Below are 19,522 nucleotides of genomic sequence, written 5' to 3'. Positions count from 1 at the left end.
TGGACAGGGTCACGCGCCTTTGCTGAGCAGGTTGTTCTCCTGCACCGCCCGCAGCGAGAGGGTCTTGTAGCCCACCGCGTCGAACAGGACGGTCATGCGGTCTTCCTCGATCGACATCACCACCCCGGTTCCCCACAGCGGGTGTCCCACGCGGCTGTCGAGCGCGAACGCGGAGGTTCCCGGGACCCGCCGGGCCGCGGTGCCGGAGTCGCAGGTGTCGCAGTTGCCGCACGGCTCCGACAGCTGCTCGCCGAAGTAGCCCAGCAGGTGCTGGCGACGGCACCCGGTGGTCTCGGCGTAGGCGCGCAGCATCGCGACGCGGGAGCGCACCAGCCGCCGGTGCGCCTGTTCGGCCTCGACGGCCTGTTCGACGGCTTCGGCGGCGGTGACGTCCCGGTTCACGGCGAGGCGGCCCCGCTCGTCCTCGACCACGGCCCCGACCTCCTCCAGCAGGTTGACCGCCCGGGTCCGGCGGGCCGGCGGGGCGTCGACCTCCCGCGCCAACGTGGCCCGCGGAACGGGGCCGTCGTGCTCGTGCAGCGAGCCGACGACCGCGCCCAGGGTGTCCTCCGGTGCCTTCCCGGACGTGAGGAACCGTTGCAGGTGCAGGTCTTCCGGCCGGTAGAACAGCACCGCCGCGGCCGGGTCGCCGTCCCGTCCCGCGCGCCCGATCTGCTGGTAGTAGGAGTCCAGGGAATCGGGCACCGACGCGTGCAGCACGAACCGGACATCGGGTTTGTCGATGCCCATCCCGAACGCGGAGGTGGCCACCACCACGTCCACGTCGCCGTCCAGGAACGCCTGGTGCGCCCGCTCCCGGTCCGCCGCCTTCATCCCCGCGTGGTAGCCCGCCACCCGGACCCCGGCCGCGCCGAGTTCGGCGGCGTAGTACTCGGTGTCCTTCCGGCTGGCCACGTAGACCAGCCCGCAGCCGTCCCGCTCCCGCACCCGGCCCACGACGGCCGCGCGTTTGGCCGCGTCGTCGGAGAACCGCTCCACGGCCAGGTGCAGTTCGGGCCGGTCGAAGCTCGCGACGACCTCCCGGTGCTCCCGCAGACCCAGCCGCGCCACGATGTCGCGGCGCACCGGTGGCGCGGCGGTCGCCGTCAGCGCCAGCACCGTCGGCCGGCCCAGTCGCTCGACCACCGAACCCAGGCGCAGGTAGTCCGGCCGGAAGTCGTGACCCCACGACGAGACGCAGTGCGCCTCGTCGACCACGAGCAACGACACCCCGAGCCCGGCCAGCCGCGCCACCCGCCCCTCGTCGGCCAACTGCTCCGGCGACAGGAACACGTACTGCGCCGCACCCCGGCGCAGCGCCTGCCACGCCGCCTGCCGCTCGCCGTCGGGTTGGGCCGAGTTCACCGCCACCGCCTCGGGCGCACGACTGTCCCCGATGCTCTCCACCTGGTCGTGCTGGAGGGCGATCAGCGGCGACACCACCACCGTGGGGCCGTCGAGGACCAGGGCCGGCACCTGGTAGATCGCCGACTTGCCGGCCCCGGTCGGCAGCACGACCAGCACGTCCCGTCCGGCGACCACGTGCTCCATCGCCTCGATCTGCTCGGCGCGCAACCGCGACCACCCGAACGTGTCGGCTGCCAGTCGTCTGAGGTCCTCGCCGGAGGTCGTCACCGCCAAGACGTACCACCACCGATCAACCGGAAACCCGTCCACCACATCGGAAACCGGCGGCGCTGTGCGGTCCGGGTGATCGGTCGGCCTTATGCTGGCCGGGTGAGTGTGCCGTCGCGGGATTTCGATGACCATGTCGTGGGGATCACGGCTTTGTTGACGGCTCGTCATGACGGGTTGACGGTGTTGCGTGCGGTGGTGGGGGCGTGTGCGGCCGTGTTGGGGGCGGACGCGGTGGGGGTGTTGGTGGTGGATCCGCGTGGTGGTGTGGAGGTGGCGGCGGCGTCGGACGAGCGGGCCCGGTTCGTGGAGTTGTTGCAGGCCCAGCTTCGCGAGGGTCCGTGTGTGGACAGCATCAGGGACGACGCGGTCGTGGCGGTGGACGACTTCGAGGGGGTTCGGGGGCGGTGGCCGGAGTTCGCGGAGGCTGCTCTGCGGGAGGGTTACCGGGCGGTCTACGCGTTTCCGATGCGGTTGTTGGGTCGGGCGGTGGGTGGGGTGAATCTGCTCTACACGGTGCCGACGAGGTTGCCGGAGCGGGTGGTGCGGCGGGGTCAGGGGTTGGCGGATCTGGCGGTGTTGGGGTTGAGCCAGGAGCGTGGGCCGCGTCGGGTGGAGCGGTTGGCGGAGCGGACGGTGGCGGCGTTGCACGACCGGGCCTTGGTGAGCCAGGCGGTGGGGGTGCTGCTGGCTGTCTTGTCGGGCGGGCCGGAGGACGCGCGGGCGGTTCTGGAGCGTTACAGCGTGCGGACGGGTGTGCCGGTGTCGGAGGTGGCGCGGGCGTTGACCGACGGTTCGCTGGACCCGCACGCGGTGGTCGAACGGGTCGGGTAACGGGGTTACTCCCAGCTCAGGTCGGGGTCGTCCCGACCGTCGGCTGTGGCGTCCACGGCGGCGATCACGCGGTGGGCCTCGGTGTCCTGGCTGGTGCTGTGGTGCAGGTCGTCACGGGCCTGCTGCGGTCCGCAGGAGTTCCACACCTGCAAGATGCCGATTGCCTCGTGCAACGCGGCCCGGCGCAGCATCCGGTCGACCACGCGCCGTGCCTCGGCTTCGCGGGCTTGCTCGGACGGACCGCTGCTCATGGGTCCAACCGTCCTCCAGTCGGACCGGAAACGCCATGCGGCGAGCGAACGCCCTGTCCTGCGCGTCTGCCGTGGTGCCAATGGTGGCCATCCGCTGCTCCGGACGGCACCCCCGAGCCACTACGACGCGTAGTGGAGCCGAAAGTCGTGGCAACCTGTCCGAACTGTCCGGTTTGACCCGGGCGAAAGTGGGTATCTGGTTCTCTTCGGCGCAGCATGCGAGGAGGACTCATGCCATCGGGAGGCACAGTCGCGGTTCTCGACGTCGGATGCTTCAGCGCGCACCTGGTCGTCGTACGAGATGGTGCGCTGTTAGACCCACTCGTCTCGCACAAGGTGCGTCTCCGGCTGGACCGCGCGGTGGACTTCTCCGGACGGGTCAGTCGGGACGGGGTGGCCCGGATCGCCTCGGCCGTCCGCGAGTCGCAGCGGCTGGTGAGACGTAGCGGTGTGGACACGTTCCTGCCATTCGTCACGTCGGTGGTGCGCGACGCGACGAACGCGGACGCCGTCGTGGCGGCGGTGGAGGCACGTACGGGGGTGGAGTTGCGCAGGATGTCGGGCCGCCGGGAGGCCGAGCTGTCCTACCTGGCGGCGAGGCGCTGGTTCGGCTGGTCGGCCGGTCCGCTCACCGTGCTGGACGTGGGCGGCGGCACGGTGGAGATCGCGGTGGGCGACGGGGCGGCACCGGCGTTCGCGCATTCCCTCCCGCTGGGCGCACGCACCCTGACCCGTGAGTGGGAGCGCGGCGGCAAGCCCGCCCGCGACGGGCTGCGCGCGTTCGGCGACACCCTGGCGCGCAGGATCCGCGAGGCCATGCCGCCCGACGCGGTCGACAGGGCACGGACCGGTCGCGCGGTGGGCTGCTCGAAGCTGTTCCAGCAACTCGCCCGGCTCGCCGGTGCCCGACCCCAGCGCGACGGCCCGCTCGTGCCCCGCCGGCTGGCCGCCGCCGATCTGGCGGGGTGGGTGCCGCGCCTGGCGGAACTCCCGGCCGCCGACCGCGCTCGACTGCCCGGCATCTCCCGCCACCGGGCGGGCCAGGCGGTGGCGGGCGCCGTGGTCGCCCGAGCCCTGATGGTCGCCACCGGGCACGACGTCGTGGACATCTGCCCGTGGTCCACGAAAGAGGGCCTGCTCATCACGTTGTCCGAACAACCGCCGCGCTGCGCGGAGGGCGACGCCTGCGCGGTCGCGTAACCATCAGGGCCTCTACCCGCGCGAGGGAATCACAGCCAGGAGGTGGCGCGCATGAGTTCCGTCCTGACCGTCAACGCGGGCTCGAACAGCCTCAAGGCGCACCTGGTCGACACCGGGCGCGAGGAGGTTCTGGACTCCGCCGAGGTCGAGCAGCCGCCCGACTCCGACGAGGCCCGCACCGCGCTGGACGCCCTGCTGAGCGGCGCACAGGACGTCGTCGCGGTCGGCCACCGGCTCGTGCACGGCGGCCCTGACCTGCGCGCCCCGACCCTCGTGGACGACGACGCGCTCGACGCGGCCCGGCGCGCGGAGGACCTGGCCCCGTTGCACGTGCCGCCCGCGTTGCGGCTGCTGGACGTGCTGCGCGAGCGCCTGCCCGACGTGCCGCACGTGCTGTGCCCGGACACCGCGTTCCACGCCGAGCTGCCCGAGGTCGCGGTCACCTACCCGTTGCCCGCCGCGTGGCGTGAGCGGCACGGCCTGCGCCGCTACGGCTTCCACGGCCTGTCCTACCGGTGGGCGCTGAACCGCACGGCCGAACTGCTCGACCGGCCGGCGGGCGGGCTCAGCGTGCTGCTGACCCACCTGGGTGGTGGCTGCTCGGTGTGCGCGGTGCGCGACGGGCGCAGCGTCGACACCTCCATGGGGTTCACCCCGCTGGAAGGCGTGCCGATGTCCAAGCGCTCGGGCAGCGTCGACCCCGGCCTGCTGCTGTGGCTGCTGCGCGGGGGACACCTCGACCTCGACACCCTCGAACACGGCCTCAACCACGAGTCCGGTCTGCTCGGGCTGTCCGGTGGCCGGTCGGGCGACACCCGCGACCTGGTCGCCGCCGCGGACCGGGACCCCGCCGCGGCGCTGGCACTGCGCGTGTTCGCCCACCGCGTGCGACGTGAGATCGCCGCGGCGGCCACCTCGCTCGACCGGATCGACGCCCTGGTGTTCACCGGCGAGATCGGCTGGGACCAGCCGGAGGTGCGGGCCGACGTCGTGGCCGGGCTGTCGCTGTTGGGCGTCCCGCAGGACTTGACGCCGGACCCGGGAGCAGACGGGCTGGTCAGCCCACCCGGTGCCGCCGTGCCGGTGCTGGTGGTGCGCCCGCGCGAGGAACTGCAACTCTGCCGCGACACCCTGACGGCGTTGTGAACGGTGCGGACGGGTACCGGAAGCGGCATCCGCCAGGACGGCGAGGGCGCGCTGGTACGGCGGAGCAGTCGGTCGTCAGTGCGTGTCGCCGAGGTTGCCGGCGAGCCTGGCGTGGCGTTCGGCGCTGTGGGCGTCCATGCCGGTGATGGTGACCTCGGTGCCCCGGGCCGCGTACTTGGCGGTGATGGCGTCGAGGGCGGCGACCGTGGACGCGTCCCAGATCTGCGCTCCGCTCAGGTCGATCACCACGGTCGCCGGGTCGTGCGGGTAGTCGAACCGGAAGACCAGGTCGTTGCTGGAGGCGAAGAACAACTGCCCGGTGACGCGGTAGACCTTCGCGGTCCCGTCCGAGGACGGCGTGCCCTCGACGGTGACCAGGTGCGCGACGCGGCGGGCGAACAGCACCATGGCGGTCAGCACCCCGGCCACGACGCCGATCGCCAGGTTGTGGGTGGTGACCGTGGCGACGACGGTCACGACCATCACCGCCGTCTCGCTCTTGGGCATCCGGCGCAGCGTCGAGGGCCGCACGCTGTGCCAGTCGAACGTGCCGACCGACACCATGACCATCACCCCGACCAGCGCCGCCATCGGGATCAGCGCGACGACGTCGCCCAGCACCACGACCAGCACCAGCAGGAACACGCCGGCCAGGAACGTGGACAGCCTGGTGCGCGCGCCGGACCGGACGTTGATCATCGTCTGGCCGATCATCGCGCAGCCGCCCATGCCGCCGAACACGCCGGTGACGACGTTGGCCACGCCCTGACCCCACGACTCGCGCGTCTTGTCGGAGCGGGTGTCGGTGATGCCGTCGACCAGCTTCGCGGTCATCAGCGACTCCAGCAGCCCGACCAGGGCCACGGCGAGCGCGTAGGGCGCCACGATCCGCAGGGTCTCCAGGGTGAGCGGCACGTCGGGGACACCGGGCACGGGAAGGCTGTCCGGCAGCGCGCCCTCGTCGCCGACCGTGGGCACCGATACGCCCGCGACCAGCGTGAACGTCGTGAGCGCGATGATCGCCACCAGCGGCGCGGGCACGACCTGCGTCAGCCGGGGCAGCCCGACCATGATCACCAGGCCCACCGCGAGCAGCGCGTAGACCGGCCACTGGACGCCGGTCAGGTAGGGCAGTTGCGCGAGGAAGATCAGGATGGCCAGCGCGTTGACGAAGCCGACCATCACGCTGCGCGGCAGGAACCGCATCAGCCTGGCCACCCCGGCGACCGCCAGCAGCACCTGGAACACGCCGCCGAGCACCACCGCGGCCAGCAGGTACTGCACACCGTGGGTGTGGACCAGCGGCGCGACCACCAGGGCGACCGCGCCGGTGGCCGCCGAGATCATGGCGGGCCGGCCGCCGGTGAACGCGATCGTGACGGCCATGGTGAACGAGGCGAACAGCCCCAGCCGGGGATCGACCCCCGCGATGATCGAGAACGACACCGCCTCGGGGATCAGCGCCAGCGCGACCACCAGCCCGGACAGGGCCTCGGTGCGGAACACGGCGGGCGACAGCCAGGCGGGGCGGGGCCGACGGACGCGCGCGGGGGTGGAGAGCGACATCAGCTGCTTTCGGGAAGGCGAGTCCACAGGAAGGCGGGCGGAGTCACACCGTCGGGGCTCGCACGAGTTCCAGCAGCATAGCGCCGCCATGCCCCGGCCCTGCCGGCCCTACTTGGGGTGGCCCTACTGGGTCGATGCCGATCCTGCGTGCCCAGGACGCTCCACGAGGCTGCGGAGCGTCCTGGACGAAGTTGTGGTGCGACTCGCATCGCGGCCCCGCGTCGCGAGTCGCACCACCAGTGTGACGTGCGTCGCGCCGTCTGATCCTGACGATCGGCTGACGATTCTCGGCGTCGTCGTGCCGCGTGACGGCGCTGGCGGCGCTGGCGGCGCTGGTGGCGCTACCGGAGCTGGAAGCCGTCCGGGCCGGTCACGTCGCCCTCGCCGGCACGCACAGGACGCCGAGCCGGTGGTGGGCCAACCTGTGCAGCATCTCGCCCAGGGCCTCCGGCACGACCTGGCCGTGCAGGTCGGCGCGGGCCCGCAGGACGGTCGCCGTCACGACCTTGCGCGACAGCATCGCGCTGAACTGGGCGGCGAGTCGGGTGGCGACCTGCGTGCAGAGCAGGTCGCCGGCGAAGTCCTCAGGACGCATGGCTACCCCGTCCGGGTGAGTGGGTGCTGCCCATCATGGGCGGAACCCCCTGGTGGTGGACCTGACGAGTGGCTGACGATCGGTCACCCGCCGCTCGTGGTGGGTGTGGTGGCCGGGGTCGTCGTGGTCGTCGTGGTCGTCGTGGGACTGGACGACGGCGGGTCCGGGCGCTGGGTCAGCGTGGGGGTGGCGACCGGTCCCCCCGACGAGGTGACCAGCGGGGTGGGCTCGTCCTGCGCGGTGACGCCGCACCCGGTGAGCGCGACGGCCAGCAGCACCGCGGTGATCCTCATTGGCCGGCCTCCGGGATCTCGACCACGAAACGGGCTCCACCGCCGGGCCGCGGCTCGGTCCACACCGCGCCGTGGTGGCGTTGGACGTGCTGGGCGACCAGCGCCAGCCCGAGGCCGCTGCCGGTGTCGCCGCCGCGGCTCCCGGCGCGCGCGCCGCGGTCGAACCGGTCGAAGATGCGTTCCCGCAGCTCCTCCGGCACGCCCGGTCCGGCGTCGTCCACCTCCAGCCGGACGACCTCCGCGCGGCGCAGGACCGCGACCCGCACCGCGCCGCCCGCGTGGCGTTCGGCGTTGTCCAGCAGGTTGGCCACGACCCGGTCCAGCCGACGCCGGTCGCCCAGCACGTACGCCGGCGACGGGTCCGCCTCGACCTCGACCGGCCGCCCGGGACGTGCCGCGACGACGTTGCGCACCAGCACCGCGACGTCGATCGGTTCCAGCGCGAGGTCCTCGGTCTGCTGGTCGGTGCGGGAGATCTCCAGCAGGTCGACCACCATCCGGGCGAACCGGTCCACTTCCGAGGTCAGCAGCTCCAGGGCCTTCCCAGCGGTCCCGGGCACTTCCGCGCGCCGCCGGCGCAGGACCGCCGCCGCGTTGACCATGGTGGTGAGCGGGGAGCGCAGCTCGTGGCTGACGTCGCCCGCGAACCGGGCGTCCTTGAGCACGCGCTGCTCCAGCGCGTCGGCGGTGGCGTTGAACGTGACGGCCAGCGACGTGAGGTCCGGGTCGGTCTGCGCCGGCAGCCGCGCCCGCAGGTCGCCGCCCGCGATCCGGGACGCCGCGCGGGTCAGCTCGGTCAGCGGGCGCAGCGCCCGCCGGCTCGCCCACGAGCCCAGCGCCACCCCGAGCAGGCTGACCAGCACCGTGCCCGCGACCAGCAGCGCGCTGAGGAACCGGAACGTCCGGTCGAGCTGCACCAGCGGCGCGAGTTCCACGTACGCGCCGTCCGCCGACGTGATCGGCAGCGACACGGCCAGCACCGGGATGCCGTCCACGACGAGCCGCTGCGCGGCCGGGGTGTTGCGCCTGCCCAGGTCGACCAGGCGGCGCGGGACGTCGTCGGTGTCGATCTGCCGGCCGCTGGTGAGCACCTCGCCGGGGCGGTACAGCAGCACGGTCGAGTCCGGGCCGCTGGTCAGGCCGGTCAGCAGCTCGGTGAGCCCCTCCGAGCCGTTGCGCAGCGACCGGTCGACCAGACGGGCGTTGGCCTCGGCCTGCCTGATGGCGCTCTGCTCCCGCTGGCGCAGCATGTAGCCCGAGGTCAGGTTCCACACCCCGAACGCCAGTGCGCTGGTGACCAGCAGCGAGACCAGGCCGAGGGCGGTGGCGACCCGCCAGCGCACGGTCAGGCGCGGCAGCCGGGTCACCGGTCCGGGTCGATCCGGTACCCCGAGCCCCGGACCGTGAGCACCAGGGTCGGGTCGTCCGGGTCGGGTTCGACCTTGCGGCGCAACCGGCGGATGTGCACGTCCAGCAGGCGGGTGTCGCCGAAGTAGTCGTAGCCCCACACCCGTTGCAGCAGCTGTTCCCGCGTGACGATCCGGCCCGCCGCCGACCCCAGCTCCACCAGCAGCCGGAACTCGGTCCGGGTCAGGTGCACCTCGACGCCGGCGCGGTGCACGGTCCCCACGTCCGGGCGGACCTCCAGCCCGCCGAACCGCAGCACCTCGTCCTGCCGCCCGCCCCCGCGCCGCCGCAGCAGCGCCCGGATGCGCGCCGCCAGCACGTCGGCCGCCAGCGGTTTGGTGACGTAGTCGTCCGCGCCCGCCTCCAGCCCGGCGATCACGTCGGCGGTGTCGGCGCGGGCGGTCACGATGATGATCGGCAGGTCGCCGCGCGCCCGCAACGTCCGGCACACCTCCAGCCCGTCCACGCCGGGGAGCATGAGGTCCAGCAGCACCACGTCGTAGGACCCGTGGTCGAGCACGCGCAGCGCGTCCTCGCCGGAGACCGCGTCCGACACGGCGAACCCCTCGTCGCCCAGCGCGAGCCCGAGCGCCTGCCTGATGTGCTCGTCGTCCTCGACCAGCAGTACCGAGTAGTCCATGTCCCGCCGATCTTTACGCCCGCCCGGAGCAGTTCGCCACCAGACTGCCGCGTCCGCCGCCGATCGCAAGCCGATCGCAAGGTTGATCGGCGTGGTTGTCCGCCACAGTGGACGCGCGCGCCGCCATGATCCCGGTGCGACCACCGGGTGCCGATCGCCGGTGCCCGCCGGACAACGTACCTGCCAGGAAAGTCGACGCATCCCGCTGTGACCGCGATACCCGGTGAACACGACCCGGCCACCCTCCTCCTGATCTGCGACAGCTGCGGCCGGGCGTTCGACGGCGACCACCCGCCGAGAGCGTGGCAGGCGTTGTGGGCGAGGGCGCTCGGCGCGGGCTGGCGCGGGCGCGACCGCCAGATCGGACCGCACAGCTGCCGCCGCTGCGCCGACTGACCCCACTTCACCGGCGACCGCATGGGCCCGCTCGGCACGGCGACGCCCCGCGGTCCGTTCCGGACGTCGACGGCCGTGATGGTCGTGCTGCGCTGGGACCACGACGACGAGGCGGGCCGTTCACCGGTTTACCCACCGGAACAGTCCTCAGTGGACGGTTCCGCTGGTGTTCGAGTTCCTGTGCGGACGCCTCCTGCGCCGGCGCGACCAGGACGAACTCGGCGGCGATACCGCGAACCCGGCGCACGGAAACGTCGTTGTGAGCCGCTGTCCATGTCGTTGATCGCGAAAGCGTGGCCAGTACTGGACGTCTGACAAATGTTCGCGTTCGGCGAGGGGTGGCGTCGCGTGCTCGCCCGGTTGCGCCTTGTCATTCGATGGAGCCCTCGGAGAACCCGATGGCGCGCGGAACATGACGGAAGGTCAACGGTCCGGCAGCCTGGGAACGGTGCCGGTGCCTGCTTGTCACTGGATGGGGTCGGGTCCCGCTCGTCGCGGCCAGGGCCCCTGACCTCGCGTGGCGATCCGCCACGCCGCCTTCGAACGCCGGTCCGCGTCTTGGGACACCGTCGAAGAGGCGGTGCAGACCCTGCACGAAGCCGGGGCGCTGCTTGCCGAAGGCCGAAACCGATGAGGCGGACAGGCCGGCAGACCGGGCCGCCCTCGCGAACACCGCGTCGCACGCCGCCGAAGCCGCCACGGACAACCCGACGCACACGATGTTCACCGGCGCCGACCGACTGGGCCTGGACAACATCGGCCACACCCCGCCCTACCTCCTGGCCGCCGGAACACCGCACCCCCAACCGAAATGGGCGCCACCACACGCGACCCTGGACACCTTCCGCAGCACCACGCTCACCTGAGACCGGCGGTGCCTCTGCGCGCCGGCAACTCGACACCGTCGTAATCCTGGGCGGAATCCCGGCGTGGACAACGGTTCGTTCGCTGCTCACCTCGACCGGGTGGGCGCGCTGCTGGACGCGGGCAGGCCGATCGTGCGGTCGCGGAACCGGGAGTTGACGACGACTGCGGTGGCGTTGTTGGCGGCGGCCATCGAGGAACGGTCGGACGTGCTCATCGACTACATCGACGGGAAGGGGGAAATCCTCGCGACTGTGCCCGCGCCACGAGCTCGACCAGTCGGCGGGCCGACTGGTCGAGCGGCGACGATCAGGTGGGTCGGACGCCGGGATTCGTCACCCGGTCAGGGCCGCTGGACGAGGCGCGACGTGACGGCCTGCTGTTCCAGCCACTTCAGAATCGCCTGGTTCGTCTCCTCCGGCTTCTCTTGCTGGATCCAGTGGCCGGAATCCAGGCTGACCACCTCCACGCCGGGTACGAACTCCGCCAGGTTCGCCGACTTCGCCACCATGTCCCGGTCGCCGTAGATCATGAGAACGGGCTGGTGGATGATCGGGTCCGCGTCCGCCAGCAGGTGCCAGTTGCGGTCGAGGTTGCGGTACCAGTTCACGCTGCCGGTGAACCCCGTCGACTCGAAGGCGGAGACGAAGACGGCCAGTTCACCGTCGCTCATCAGCGGCTCGCCGAGTGGTGCTTCCGCCCTGGCCAGGTCGATCAACGCCATGCCCGGCTGAGGTGCCCTGGCGGGCTCGTTCTTCCGGTACAGGTTGCGCAGGAACCGGGACGTGTTCTGGTCGAACACGGCGTCCGCGACGCCGGGCTGTCGGTTGAAGTGGACGAAGTAGAAGTCGCCGCCGAGCACTTGTTCCATGAACTCGATCCAGGGCGTTTCGCCACGTTCGGGGTAGGGCAGGCTCAGGTTGATCACTTTGTCGACACGGGTCGGGTGCAGCAGGGTCAGTCCCCAGACGACGTTCGCACCCCAGTCGTGGCCGACGAAGGTCGCCTTTTCGTAGCCGTAGTGGTCGAGAAGTGCGACGAGATCACCGGTCAGGTGTTCGATGTCGTAGTCCGTCACCTCGGCCGGGCGGGACGAGTTCCCGTAACCCCGCTGGTTCGGGACGATCACGTGGTAGCCCGCCGCGGCCAGAACGGGCACCTGGTAGCGCCAGGAAAAAGCGTGCTCCGGCCAGCCGTGGCAGAGCACGATGGGATTTCCCACGTTTTCACGGCCTGCCTCGAAGACTTCGAGTTCGACCCCGTTGACTGGAACAAGGGTGGGCTCGGGAAAATCGGTCGGGTTGACCATGGTGTTTCCTCGTCGTCTTTCCTGGATCAGGCGGGGAGGGTTCCCGAAGGCAGCGTCGGCGCGCTTCCGACGGGCGGAGGGTCGAGGTGGTCGTGGGCGGCGGGTCCCGCCGGTGAGGTCATGGCACCATCGTGCCGACCAAACCGGTCACCCCATGACCGGTTTGTTGTGGAAGTCTGGGCGGCGTGCGAACCGACCGGCTGGTGGCCACCCTCCTCCTGCTGCAACGGCGTGAGCAGGCGACAGCGGCAGAGATCGCCCGCGAGCTGGAGGTGTCCGAGCGCACCGCCCGCCGCGACCTCGACGCCCTGGCCATGGCCGGGGTGCCGGTGTACTCCATGCAGGGCCGGGGCGGCGGCTGGCGCCTCGTGGGCGGTGCCCGCACCGACCTGTCCGGGTTGACCGCGAGCGAGGCCCGCGCCCTGTTCCTGGTCGCCGGCCAGGCCTCGGCCGCGACGCCGGCCGTGAAAGCCGCTCTGCGCAAGCTCGTCCAGGCACTGCCGGAACCCTTCCGGGTGCAGGCCGAGGCGGCGTCGTCGTCGTTGGTCGTGGACCCGCAACGATGGGGGTCCAGCCGGGTCGAGCGCCGAACGCCCCACTTCCTCGACGAACTCCAGGACGCGGTGATCCGCGGCGTCCAGGTGCGGCTGGGTTACCGCGACCGCGACGGCGGCGAAAGCGAGCGAACCGCCCACCCGCTGGGCATCGTGGCGAAAGGACCGTGGTGGTACCTCGTCGCTGCCACCGAGGCCGGCCGGCGGACCTTCCGGGTCGACCGCGTGTCGTCGGTCGACCCGACCGGCGAACCCGTGCGGCGACCCGAGGACTTCGACCTCGCCGCGAGCTGGCGCGAGATCGCCGACGAGGTCGACCGCAGGCGGACGCCCCTGGAGATGCAGGCGCTGTGCACGCCCGACGGGATGAGCCGGCTCCGGATGGTGCTCGGCGACCGGCTGGAAGTAGGAGGGTCCACGACCGACGGCCGCATCGAGGTCGTGATCCGCGGCTACAACGAGTACGCGCTCGCCGGCGAGCTCGCCGGGCTGGTCGAATGGCTGGAGGTGACCGGCCCTCCGGGCGTGCTGGACCACCTGGCCTCGATCGGCAACGCGCTCGTCGCGCGATACGGCGGCAACCCTCCCACTCTGTCGAGGCCGACGCGCACGCCGGCTGACGAAGAGTCCACTATGGACTTGTGAAACCCTGTGGTGCGCTGAAGCGAAGGGTCAGGCCGGTACGGTCAGCGACAGTGCGCGCAGCCGTCCGTCCACTCCGGCCCGCAGCTGCTCGTTCCCGTCCCGCCGGGCGCGCGAGTAGGCGGCCAGCGCGTCCACCAGTTCGCCGGGGTTGTCGACCACGCACCACGAGCCGTCGCACTCCAGGCAGGCGTGGATGGTGCGCCGGCTGCCCGGGTCCCAGCCCTCCAGCACCCGCCTGGGCCGCAGCCTGATCGAGCACCACGGGCACCGGGGCCGACGGGCGTCCGGCTGGTGGACCGTCCGATCGCCTTTCAGGGCCGCGCCGACCAGGTGCCGCTCGCCGTGTCGTCGCCATTCCACCGCGCCAGGCTATCTCCGCGAAAGGTCGGATACCAGCGGGTGTGGTCGGCGGAACGTCCGGCGGGGCACCAGGTCGACCAGACCGGCGTCCATTCCGCACACCCAGTAGCGTTCGGTCATGGCCTCAGTCGAATCCGCCGGCGGTGCCCCGATCGTCGTCACCGGAGCCCGCACGAACAATCTCCGCGACGTCTCACTAGAGGTGCCCAAGCACTTGCTGACCGTGTTCACCGGGGTGTCCGGATCCGGCAAGTCGTCGCTCGTGCTCGACACGATCGCCGCGGAGTCGCAGAGGCTCGTGAACGACTCCTACTCGACGTTCATCCGGGCCCGGCTGCCGCAGCTGCCCGCGCCCGAGGTGCAGGCGATGGACGGCCTGACGTTCACGGTCCTCATCGACCAGCGCCGGTTCACCGGCAACGCGCGCTCCACCGTCGCCACCGCCACCGATCTGGCATCGCTGCTGCGGCTGGTGTTCTCCCGGATCGGCGAACCGTCGGCGGGGTACTCGCCGGCCTACTCGTTCAACGACCCGTCCGGGATGTGCCCTACGTGCGAGGGGCTCGGCACCGTCTTCGACATCGACGTGGACGAGCTCATCGACCCGGAGAAGAACATCGACGAGGGACCGGTGCGCTTCAGCGTGTTCCGCCCGGGGGTGTACCGGTGGAAGCGCTTCGCCCACGCCGGCCTGTTCGACCGGTCGAAGCCGCTCAAGGACTACACACCGGCCGAGATGGACCTCTTCCTCTACGCCGACCAGGTCAAGCTGGACAACCCCGACCCGCAGTTCCCGACGACCGCCCGCTTCGACGGGGTGGTCACCCGGATGCGCGACGTCTACTTCAAGCAGGGGCGCTCCAAGATGTCCGCGTCCGTCCGCGCCGAGCTCGACCAGCTGGTCACCACGCACCGGTGCCCGGACTGCCGGGGCGCGCGCCTGAACGCGGCGGCGCGGGCGAGCCTTGTCGACGGCCGGTCCATCGTGGACTGGGTGGGGATGTCCGTCTCGGACCTCCGTGCCCTGCTCGACCACTTCGCGGACCCGCGCGTGGCCCCGGCGCTCAAGGGCGTCCGCCACGTGCTGGACGCCCTGCTCTCGGTCGGCCTCGGCTACCTCACCCTGGACCGGGAATCCTCTACGCTGTCGGGCGGCGAGGCGCAGCGGGTGAAGATCGTGCGGCACCTCGGCAGCGCCCTCACCGACGTGACCTACGTCTTCGACGAGCCGAGCGCCGGCCTGCACCCCGCCGACATCCAGCGCTTGGTCGCGCTGCTGAAGCGACTGCGCGACCGCGGCAACACGATCCTCGTCGTGGAGCACCACCCGCAGGTGATCGCCGTCGCCGATCACGTCGTGGACCTCGGCCCCGGCGCCGGGGCCGACGGGGGCCGGATCGAGTTCGAGGGCACACCGCGCGGGCTGCGCGACAGCGGGACGATCACCGGCCGGTTGCTCGCCGAGCCCCTGATCCTGCGGCCGGTGCCGCGGTCGGCGCACAGCACCGTGCGGGTGACCGACGCCCGTTCGCACAACTTGACCGGGTTCGACGTCGACGTGCCGCTCGGTGTGCTCACCGCGGTGACCGGCGTCGCCGGATCCGGGAAGAGCTCGTTCGCGACGATCGAGCTACCGCGCCAACACCCGGACTTCACGGTCGTCGGCCAGGAACCGTTGCGCGGCGGCGTCCGGTCGATGTCGTTGACCGTGCTGGGTGTGGCCGATGCCGTGCGCGGCGCGTTCAGCGCGGCGTCGGGGCTCGATCCCTCGTGGTTCAGCTTCAACGGTCGTGGCGCGTGCCCCACGTGCAAGGGCAAGGGGCACATCACCACCGAGTTGGCGTTCCTGGACGACGTCTCGACACCGTGCGACGAGTGCGGCGGGCTGCGTTTCAACGACACCGCCCTGTCGGCGAAGCTGGACGGGATGTCCGTCGCGGACGTGCTCGCCGCGGTGCCCGCCGACATCGCGGCGCTGTTCGCCGACCACGCGGGGATCGCGAGCGCGATGTCGTGGATGCGGCGCACGGGACTCGGCTACCTGGCGGTGGGCCGCTCGCTCGACACCCTGTCCGGCGGGGAGAAGCAGCGACTCCTGCTGGCCCGGCACCTCAGCGACCCGAGGCGCGACCGGGCCGACCGGATCGTGCTGGACGAACCGACGACGGGCCTGCACCCCGACGACGTCGACACCATCACCACGCTCTTCGACGACCTGATCGACGGGGGAGCGACGTTCGTCGTGGTGGAGCACAACATGCGCGTCGTCGCCCGCGCCGACCACGTCATCGACATCGGCCCCGGCGCGGGCTCCGAAGGCGGCCGACTCGTCTTCGAGGGCCCACCCGCCGAACTCGCCGCACGCCGGGACTCGCTCACCGGCGTGGCGCTCGCGGCGGCGACCCGGGCGGCGCACTGAGCCCCGAAGTTTCCTGGCTCGGCGGTGCGCGGCCTGCGGGGCGTTCTGTTCGTGCTGTATACCGGCAGCCAGCGGGAGTTTTCCCGCAGGAGCTGGGCGTCGGTTCCGTGATGACCTGCCGGCGACGGCCGCGTGGCTGGAACGAGGCCGGCGTCTGGTCCCGGTTGCACGGGCTGCTGTTCGCGGAGCCGCACTCGGCCGGCAGTCTGGACTGGGACCGCGCGGTGATCGGCACCTCGCACATCCGGGCCGCGCGACGCGGCCCACGAGCGGGCCGAGCCCGGCGGCTCACCTCTCCGGGCGTGGTTGGTGTTGTTTGGCCTCCACCGCCTTGATGATCCGGCTCAGCATGTCCTCATAGGACAGTCCGGCCGCCGTGCAGGCGTACACGTAGACGCTCATGTTCGTCATGCCGGGCAGAGTGTTGATCTCCAGCAGCACGGGGGTGCCGGAGGGAGGCACGACGTAGTCCACCCGCCCGTAGTCGGTGATGTCGAGTTCGCGGAACAGCGCGGCCGACTGCTCCGCCAACCGCTCCTGGACGGCCCGGGGCAGGGTGGACGGTCGGTACTCGGACCTGCCGGGGACGAACTTGGTGGCGTGGTCGAACAGCTTGCCCTCGAAGCCGATCTCGACGGCCGGCAGGATCTCGCCGGCCAGCAGGCCGACGGTGGTCTCCACGCCGTCCACGTAGTGCTCGGCGACCGCTCGGCCGTCGTGTCGCATCGCGGCGGCCACCGCGTCGGTGTACCCGGCCTCGTCCTCCACCAGGGCGAGGTCGACGCTGCACCCCTGGGCACGCGGCTTCACCACGAACGGCAGGCCGAGCGTCCGCGCGACGTCCGCGAACGCCGGCGGACCGCTGTGCGCCGACAGCAGCGCGCACGGTGCCGTGTCGATGCCGATCGACGCCGCGACCTGTTTGGTCAGCACCTTGTCCATGCCGACGGCGCTCGCCCGGTGGCCCGCACCGTTGTACCGGACGCCCAGCACGTCGAGGTACGCCTGGAGGCGGCCGTCCTCGCCGAAGCCGCCGTGCAGGCCGATCAGGACGAGGTCGCCCGCGCCGAGCGGCAACGCCGCCACGTCCGCCGGGGACTCGACGACCGCCAGCTCGGCGCGCAGTCCGAGGGCGTGCGCGCCCTCCAGCAGCCGTCGGCCGCTCTTGAGGGAGACCTCGCTCTCGGAGGACGTGCCGCCCGCGATGACCAGGACCTCTCGCGTCGCCATGCTCAGAACTCCTGTCGCAGCGCCAGGACGCGGTCGCACAGCACGTCGAGGCCGTAGCGGAGGTCGGCCTCGTCCATCGTCGGGTCGAGGCTGATCCGGACGGCGCTGTTGGCGTCCGCGTCGTCCAGCCCGATGCCCTTGAGCACGTGCGAGGGTTGCAGCGAGGTGGAGTTGCACGCCGAGCCGGTCGAGATCGCGACCTTCGACAGGCTCGACACCAGGCTCTCCCCGGTGACGCCGGGGAAGGAGACGTTGATGATGTGCGGCACGCTGACCTCGGGGTCGTTGTTCAGCTTCGCGCCCGGCACCGCCGCGAACACCCGGTCGCAGACGATCTGGCGCAGCCACCGGGCGCGCTCGGTGTTCGCCGCCAGCTCCTGCCGCGCCAGGTCGCAGGCGCGGGCGAAGCCGACGATCAGGTGGGTGGGCAGGGTGCCGCTGCGCAGGCGGTTCTGCCCGCCGCCGAAGGACAGCGGGCGGATGCGGTGCTGCCGGGACGCGCGCACGTACAGCGCCCCGATCCCCTTGGGGCCGTACACCTTGTGCGCGGACAGGGACAGCGCGTCCACCCCGAGGGCCGCCACGTCGATCGGGATCCGGCCGGCCGCCTGCACCGCGTCGACGTGCAGCAGGGTGTCGTGCGCGCGGCAGACCTCCGCTATCGCGGGGACGTCCTGCACGGTGCCGATCTCCGAGTTCACCCAGTCCACCGTCACCAGCCGGGTGTTGTCGTCGACCAGTCCGCGCAGCGCGCGGAGGTCGACCTGCCCGCTGCGCGACACCGGCGCGGTGCGGACCTCGACGCCGCGCCGGGCCAGTTCCTTCGCCACCTCCAACGTGGACTTGTGGGCCAGCGGGCTCGTCACGACGTTGGCCGGTGCCCGCTCGTGCAGCTCGAACGCGCCGAGCATGACGAGGTTGTTGCTCTCGGTGGCACCCGAGGTGATGGTCAGCTCGGCCGGGTCGGCGTTGACGAAGCGCGCGACGGCCGCGACGCCCCGGTCCACCTCACGGCGGGCGAGCCGGCCCATCACGTGCGCGGAGGACGGGTTGCCGAACTGCTCGCCCAGCAGCGGCAGCATCACTTCCACGACCTCGTCGCGACACCGGGTGGTCGCGCAGTTGTCCAAGTAGACGGTGTGCATCGCGGGGACCGCCTCAGGACCGGAACGAGACGGCGTTGACCGTCTTGCCGTAGATCTCCGCCACGGACATCTCGCCGCTGCCACCGGGGTCGGCGACGAGCACGTGCATACCGGTCAGGCCGTAGAGCTCCAAGGCGATCTCGACGCCCGTGCGCACCGGGGCGAAGCACTCGCCCGGCGCGAAGATCAGCAGCGTGCGGTGGCCGGCGCGGTGCACCTCGGAGATCATCTCGGTGATCTCGCCCGCGCACCCGGTGACGCCGCAGCTGATCAGCGTGCGGTAGTTGCCGTCGGCGTCGAGGAAGGAGACCTCGGCGTCGCCCGCGCGGCCGGTCTCCAGCAGGCGCTTCTCCAGCCTGCCCTGCTTGACGAGCTTGTCCGCGCTCTTCTGGAAGCGGTACTTGAGCCAGGTCTCCGGGAAGACCAGTGGGTGCTTGCGGCTGGCGAGCACGTTGGCCTCGGAGAGCACCGACGAGCGGGCGAGCGTTTCGCGGAAGCGGGCGGGCAGCGCGTCCATGCCGGCGAAGTGCTCGGCCCGCAACTCGCTCGCCGACCGGCCTCGCGTCGGCACGTACTGCCAGTCGTTGACCAGCAGCAGCAGCCGGGTGTCGGCGAACTGGCCCGCGTGCTTCTCGGCCAGTTCCACGGCCAGGTCCCAGGTGTAGCCGGGGAAGATGCCGACGCGCCGCTCGATCCGCGTGCGCATGGTCTCCGACGCCTGCTCCTCGATGATGCCGGGCACCAGCGCGTCGGAGTCCTCGTCGGCGAACAGCATGTAGTGCCCACCCATGATCACCAGGTCGTCCGACACGCGTTCGGCGAGTTCGTCGCGGACGAACTCGTGTAACTCCTCCTCCGAGGCGATGATGGTGTGCTTCTTCATCATGGCCGTGCCTCCCCAGTTCCCGATTGCGGCTGATTCGGTTCCACCTGCGCCGGGGGATTGTTCGCCATGAGTTTCCCGGACGGTCGGCCGGTGTCCGCTCGCGGAACATCCGGCGGAGAAGCGCGGACCGGCGGTCGGAAAACGGAA

20 protein-coding genes are annotated in these 19,522 nt (G+C 71.6%); 7 read left to right on the top strand and 13 right to left on the bottom strand.

The annotated features are described in order from the left end of the window. Positions 1 to 9: 9 nt before the first annotated feature. Entirely contained in the window at positions 10 to 1,635 is a 1,626-nt protein-coding gene (locus tag BN6_RS22050; RefSeq protein WP_015101945.1) for a RecQ family ATP-dependent DNA helicase, read from the bottom strand. A gap of 75 nt (positions 1,636 to 1,710) precedes the next feature. Between BN6_RS22050 and BN6_RS22045 the strand changes: the two genes are divergently transcribed. Then, positions 1,711 to 2,469: a GAF and ANTAR domain-containing protein gene (locus BN6_RS22045; RefSeq protein WP_408005249.1), complete on the top strand. Its 759-nt coding sequence runs from the start codon at positions 1,711 to 1,713 to the stop codon at positions 2,467 to 2,469. Between the two features lie 5 nt (positions 2,470 to 2,474). On the opposite strand, the gene BN6_RS22040 is transcribed toward BN6_RS22045, so the two are convergent. Further along, positions 2,475 to 2,720: a hypothetical protein gene (locus BN6_RS22040; protein WP_015101943.1), complete on the bottom strand. Its 246-nt coding sequence runs from the start codon at positions 2,718 to 2,720 to the stop codon at positions 2,475 to 2,477. Positions 2,721 to 2,951: 231 nt separating this feature from the next. Between BN6_RS22040 and BN6_RS22035 the strand changes: the two genes are divergently transcribed. Together BN6_RS22035 and BN6_RS22030 are read left to right on the top strand one after the other, a co-directional pair. Next, positions 2,952 to 3,920, top strand: coding sequence for a Ppx/GppA phosphatase family protein (locus tag BN6_RS22035; protein WP_015101942.1), 969 nt, complete (start codon positions 2,952 to 2,954; stop codon positions 3,918 to 3,920). Positions 3,921 to 3,971: 51 nt separating this feature from the next. Next, on the top strand, positions 3,972 to 5,066 hold the full coding sequence (locus BN6_RS22030) for an acetate/propionate family kinase (protein WP_015101941.1): 1,095 nt from the start codon (positions 3,972 to 3,974) through the stop codon (positions 5,064 to 5,066). A 75-nt stretch (positions 5,067 to 5,141) separates the two neighbouring features. Here the strand turns inward: BN6_RS22030 and BN6_RS22025 are convergent, their stop codons facing one another. The 5 genes from BN6_RS22025 to BN6_RS22005 form a co-directional block, all read right to left on the bottom strand. Further along, positions 5,142 to 6,632: a SulP family inorganic anion transporter gene (locus BN6_RS22025; protein WP_041313608.1), complete on the bottom strand. Its 1,491-nt coding sequence runs from the start codon at positions 6,630 to 6,632 to the stop codon at positions 5,142 to 5,144. Positions 6,633 to 7,002: 370 nt separating this feature from the next. Beyond that, positions 7,003 to 7,227: a hypothetical protein gene (locus BN6_RS22020; protein WP_015101939.1), complete on the bottom strand. Its 225-nt coding sequence runs from the start codon at positions 7,225 to 7,227 to the stop codon at positions 7,003 to 7,005. A gap of 83 nt (positions 7,228 to 7,310) precedes the next feature. After that, positions 7,311 to 7,520, bottom strand: coding sequence for a hypothetical protein (locus tag BN6_RS22015; protein WP_041313605.1), 210 nt, complete (start codon positions 7,518 to 7,520; stop codon positions 7,311 to 7,313). Beyond that, a complete protein-coding gene (locus BN6_RS22010; RefSeq protein WP_015101938.1) occupies positions 7,517 to 8,887 on the bottom strand; it encodes a HAMP domain-containing sensor histidine kinase in 1,371 nt (456 codons plus the stop codon). The genes BN6_RS22015 and BN6_RS22010 overlap by 4 nt, the downstream gene beginning before the upstream one ends. Continuing rightward, positions 8,884 to 9,567 (bottom strand): response regulator transcription factor, encoded by a 684-nt coding sequence (locus BN6_RS22005; protein ID WP_015101937.1) that lies wholly within the window; start codon positions 9,565 to 9,567, stop codon positions 8,884 to 8,886. The genes BN6_RS22010 and BN6_RS22005 overlap by 4 nt, the downstream gene beginning before the upstream one ends. Positions 9,568 to 9,774: 207 nt before the next feature. Here BN6_RS22005 and BN6_RS22000 point away from each other — a divergent pair, with 207 nt between their 5' ends. Further along, a complete protein-coding gene (locus tag BN6_RS22000) occupies positions 9,775 to 9,963 on the top strand; it encodes a hypothetical protein (RefSeq protein WP_041313603.1) in 189 nt (62 codons plus the stop codon). A 611-nt stretch (positions 9,964 to 10,574) separates the two neighbouring features. After that, positions 10,575 to 10,829, top strand: a complete 255-nt coding sequence (locus BN6_RS47980; protein ID WP_015101935.1) for a hypothetical protein — start codon at positions 10,575 to 10,577, stop codon at positions 10,827 to 10,829. 86 nt (positions 10,830 to 10,915) lie between these two features. Here BN6_RS47980 and BN6_RS49705 read toward each other — a convergent pair whose 3' ends face one another. Continuing rightward, positions 10,916 to 11,044, bottom strand: a complete 129-nt coding sequence (locus tag BN6_RS49705) for a hypothetical protein (protein WP_269454270.1) — start codon at positions 11,042 to 11,044, stop codon at positions 10,916 to 10,918. 126 nt (positions 11,045 to 11,170) lie between these two features. Next, positions 11,171 to 12,049, bottom strand: a complete 879-nt coding sequence (locus tag BN6_RS21990; protein ID WP_231904724.1) for an alpha/beta fold hydrolase — start codon at positions 12,047 to 12,049, stop codon at positions 11,171 to 11,173. A 272-nt stretch (positions 12,050 to 12,321) separates the two neighbouring features. Here BN6_RS21990 and BN6_RS21985 point away from each other — a divergent pair, with 272 nt between their 5' ends. Continuing rightward, positions 12,322 to 13,335 (top strand): helix-turn-helix transcriptional regulator, encoded by a 1,014-nt coding sequence (locus tag BN6_RS21985; RefSeq protein ID WP_015101933.1) that lies wholly within the window; start codon positions 12,322 to 12,324, stop codon positions 13,333 to 13,335. A 27-nt stretch (positions 13,336 to 13,362) separates the two neighbouring features. On the opposite strand, the gene BN6_RS45885 is transcribed toward BN6_RS21985, so the two are convergent. After that, positions 13,363 to 13,695, bottom strand: coding sequence for a hypothetical protein (locus tag BN6_RS45885; RefSeq protein WP_015101932.1), 333 nt, complete (start codon positions 13,693 to 13,695; stop codon positions 13,363 to 13,365). Between the two features lie 118 nt (positions 13,696 to 13,813). On the opposite strand from BN6_RS45885, the gene BN6_RS21975 reads away from it, so the two are divergent. Then, positions 13,814 to 16,114, top strand: coding sequence for an excinuclease ABC subunit UvrA (locus tag BN6_RS21975; RefSeq protein ID WP_015101931.1), 2,301 nt, complete (start codon positions 13,814 to 13,816; stop codon positions 16,112 to 16,114). A gap of 288 nt (positions 16,115 to 16,402) precedes the next feature. Here the strand turns inward: BN6_RS21975 and BN6_RS21970 are convergent, their stop codons facing one another. Genes BN6_RS21970 through BN6_RS21960 form a run of 3 tightly spaced genes read right to left on the bottom strand, consistent with a single transcriptional unit; the run spans position 16,403 to position 19,375 of the window. Next, positions 16,403 to 17,344: a D-alanine--D-alanine ligase family protein gene (locus BN6_RS21970; protein WP_015101929.1), complete on the bottom strand. Its 942-nt coding sequence runs from the start codon at positions 17,342 to 17,344 to the stop codon at positions 16,403 to 16,405. Positions 17,345 to 17,346: 2 nt separating this feature from the next. Further along, positions 17,347 to 18,489 carry a cysteine desulfurase family protein gene (locus tag BN6_RS21965; RefSeq protein WP_015101928.1) on the bottom strand — a complete coding sequence of 381 codons (1,143 nt, stop codon included), beginning with the start codon at positions 18,487 to 18,489 and terminating at the stop codon, positions 17,347 to 17,349. A gap of 13 nt (positions 18,490 to 18,502) precedes the next feature. After that, the gene (locus BN6_RS21960) at positions 18,503 to 19,375 is read right to left on the bottom strand and encodes an LPD16 domain-containing protein (RefSeq protein WP_015101927.1); all 873 of its coding nucleotides are present in this window, start codon (positions 19,373 to 19,375) and stop codon (positions 18,503 to 18,505) included. Positions 19,376 to 19,522 lie beyond the last annotated feature (147 nt).

The organism is Saccharothrix espanaensis DSM 44229, assembly GCF_000328705.1.
In the GTDB taxonomy this organism is placed as follows: domain Bacteria; phylum Actinomycetota; class Actinomycetes; order Mycobacteriales; family Pseudonocardiaceae; genus Actinosynnema; species Actinosynnema espanaense.
This window is presented reverse-complemented; position numbering and strand designations above follow the sequence as displayed.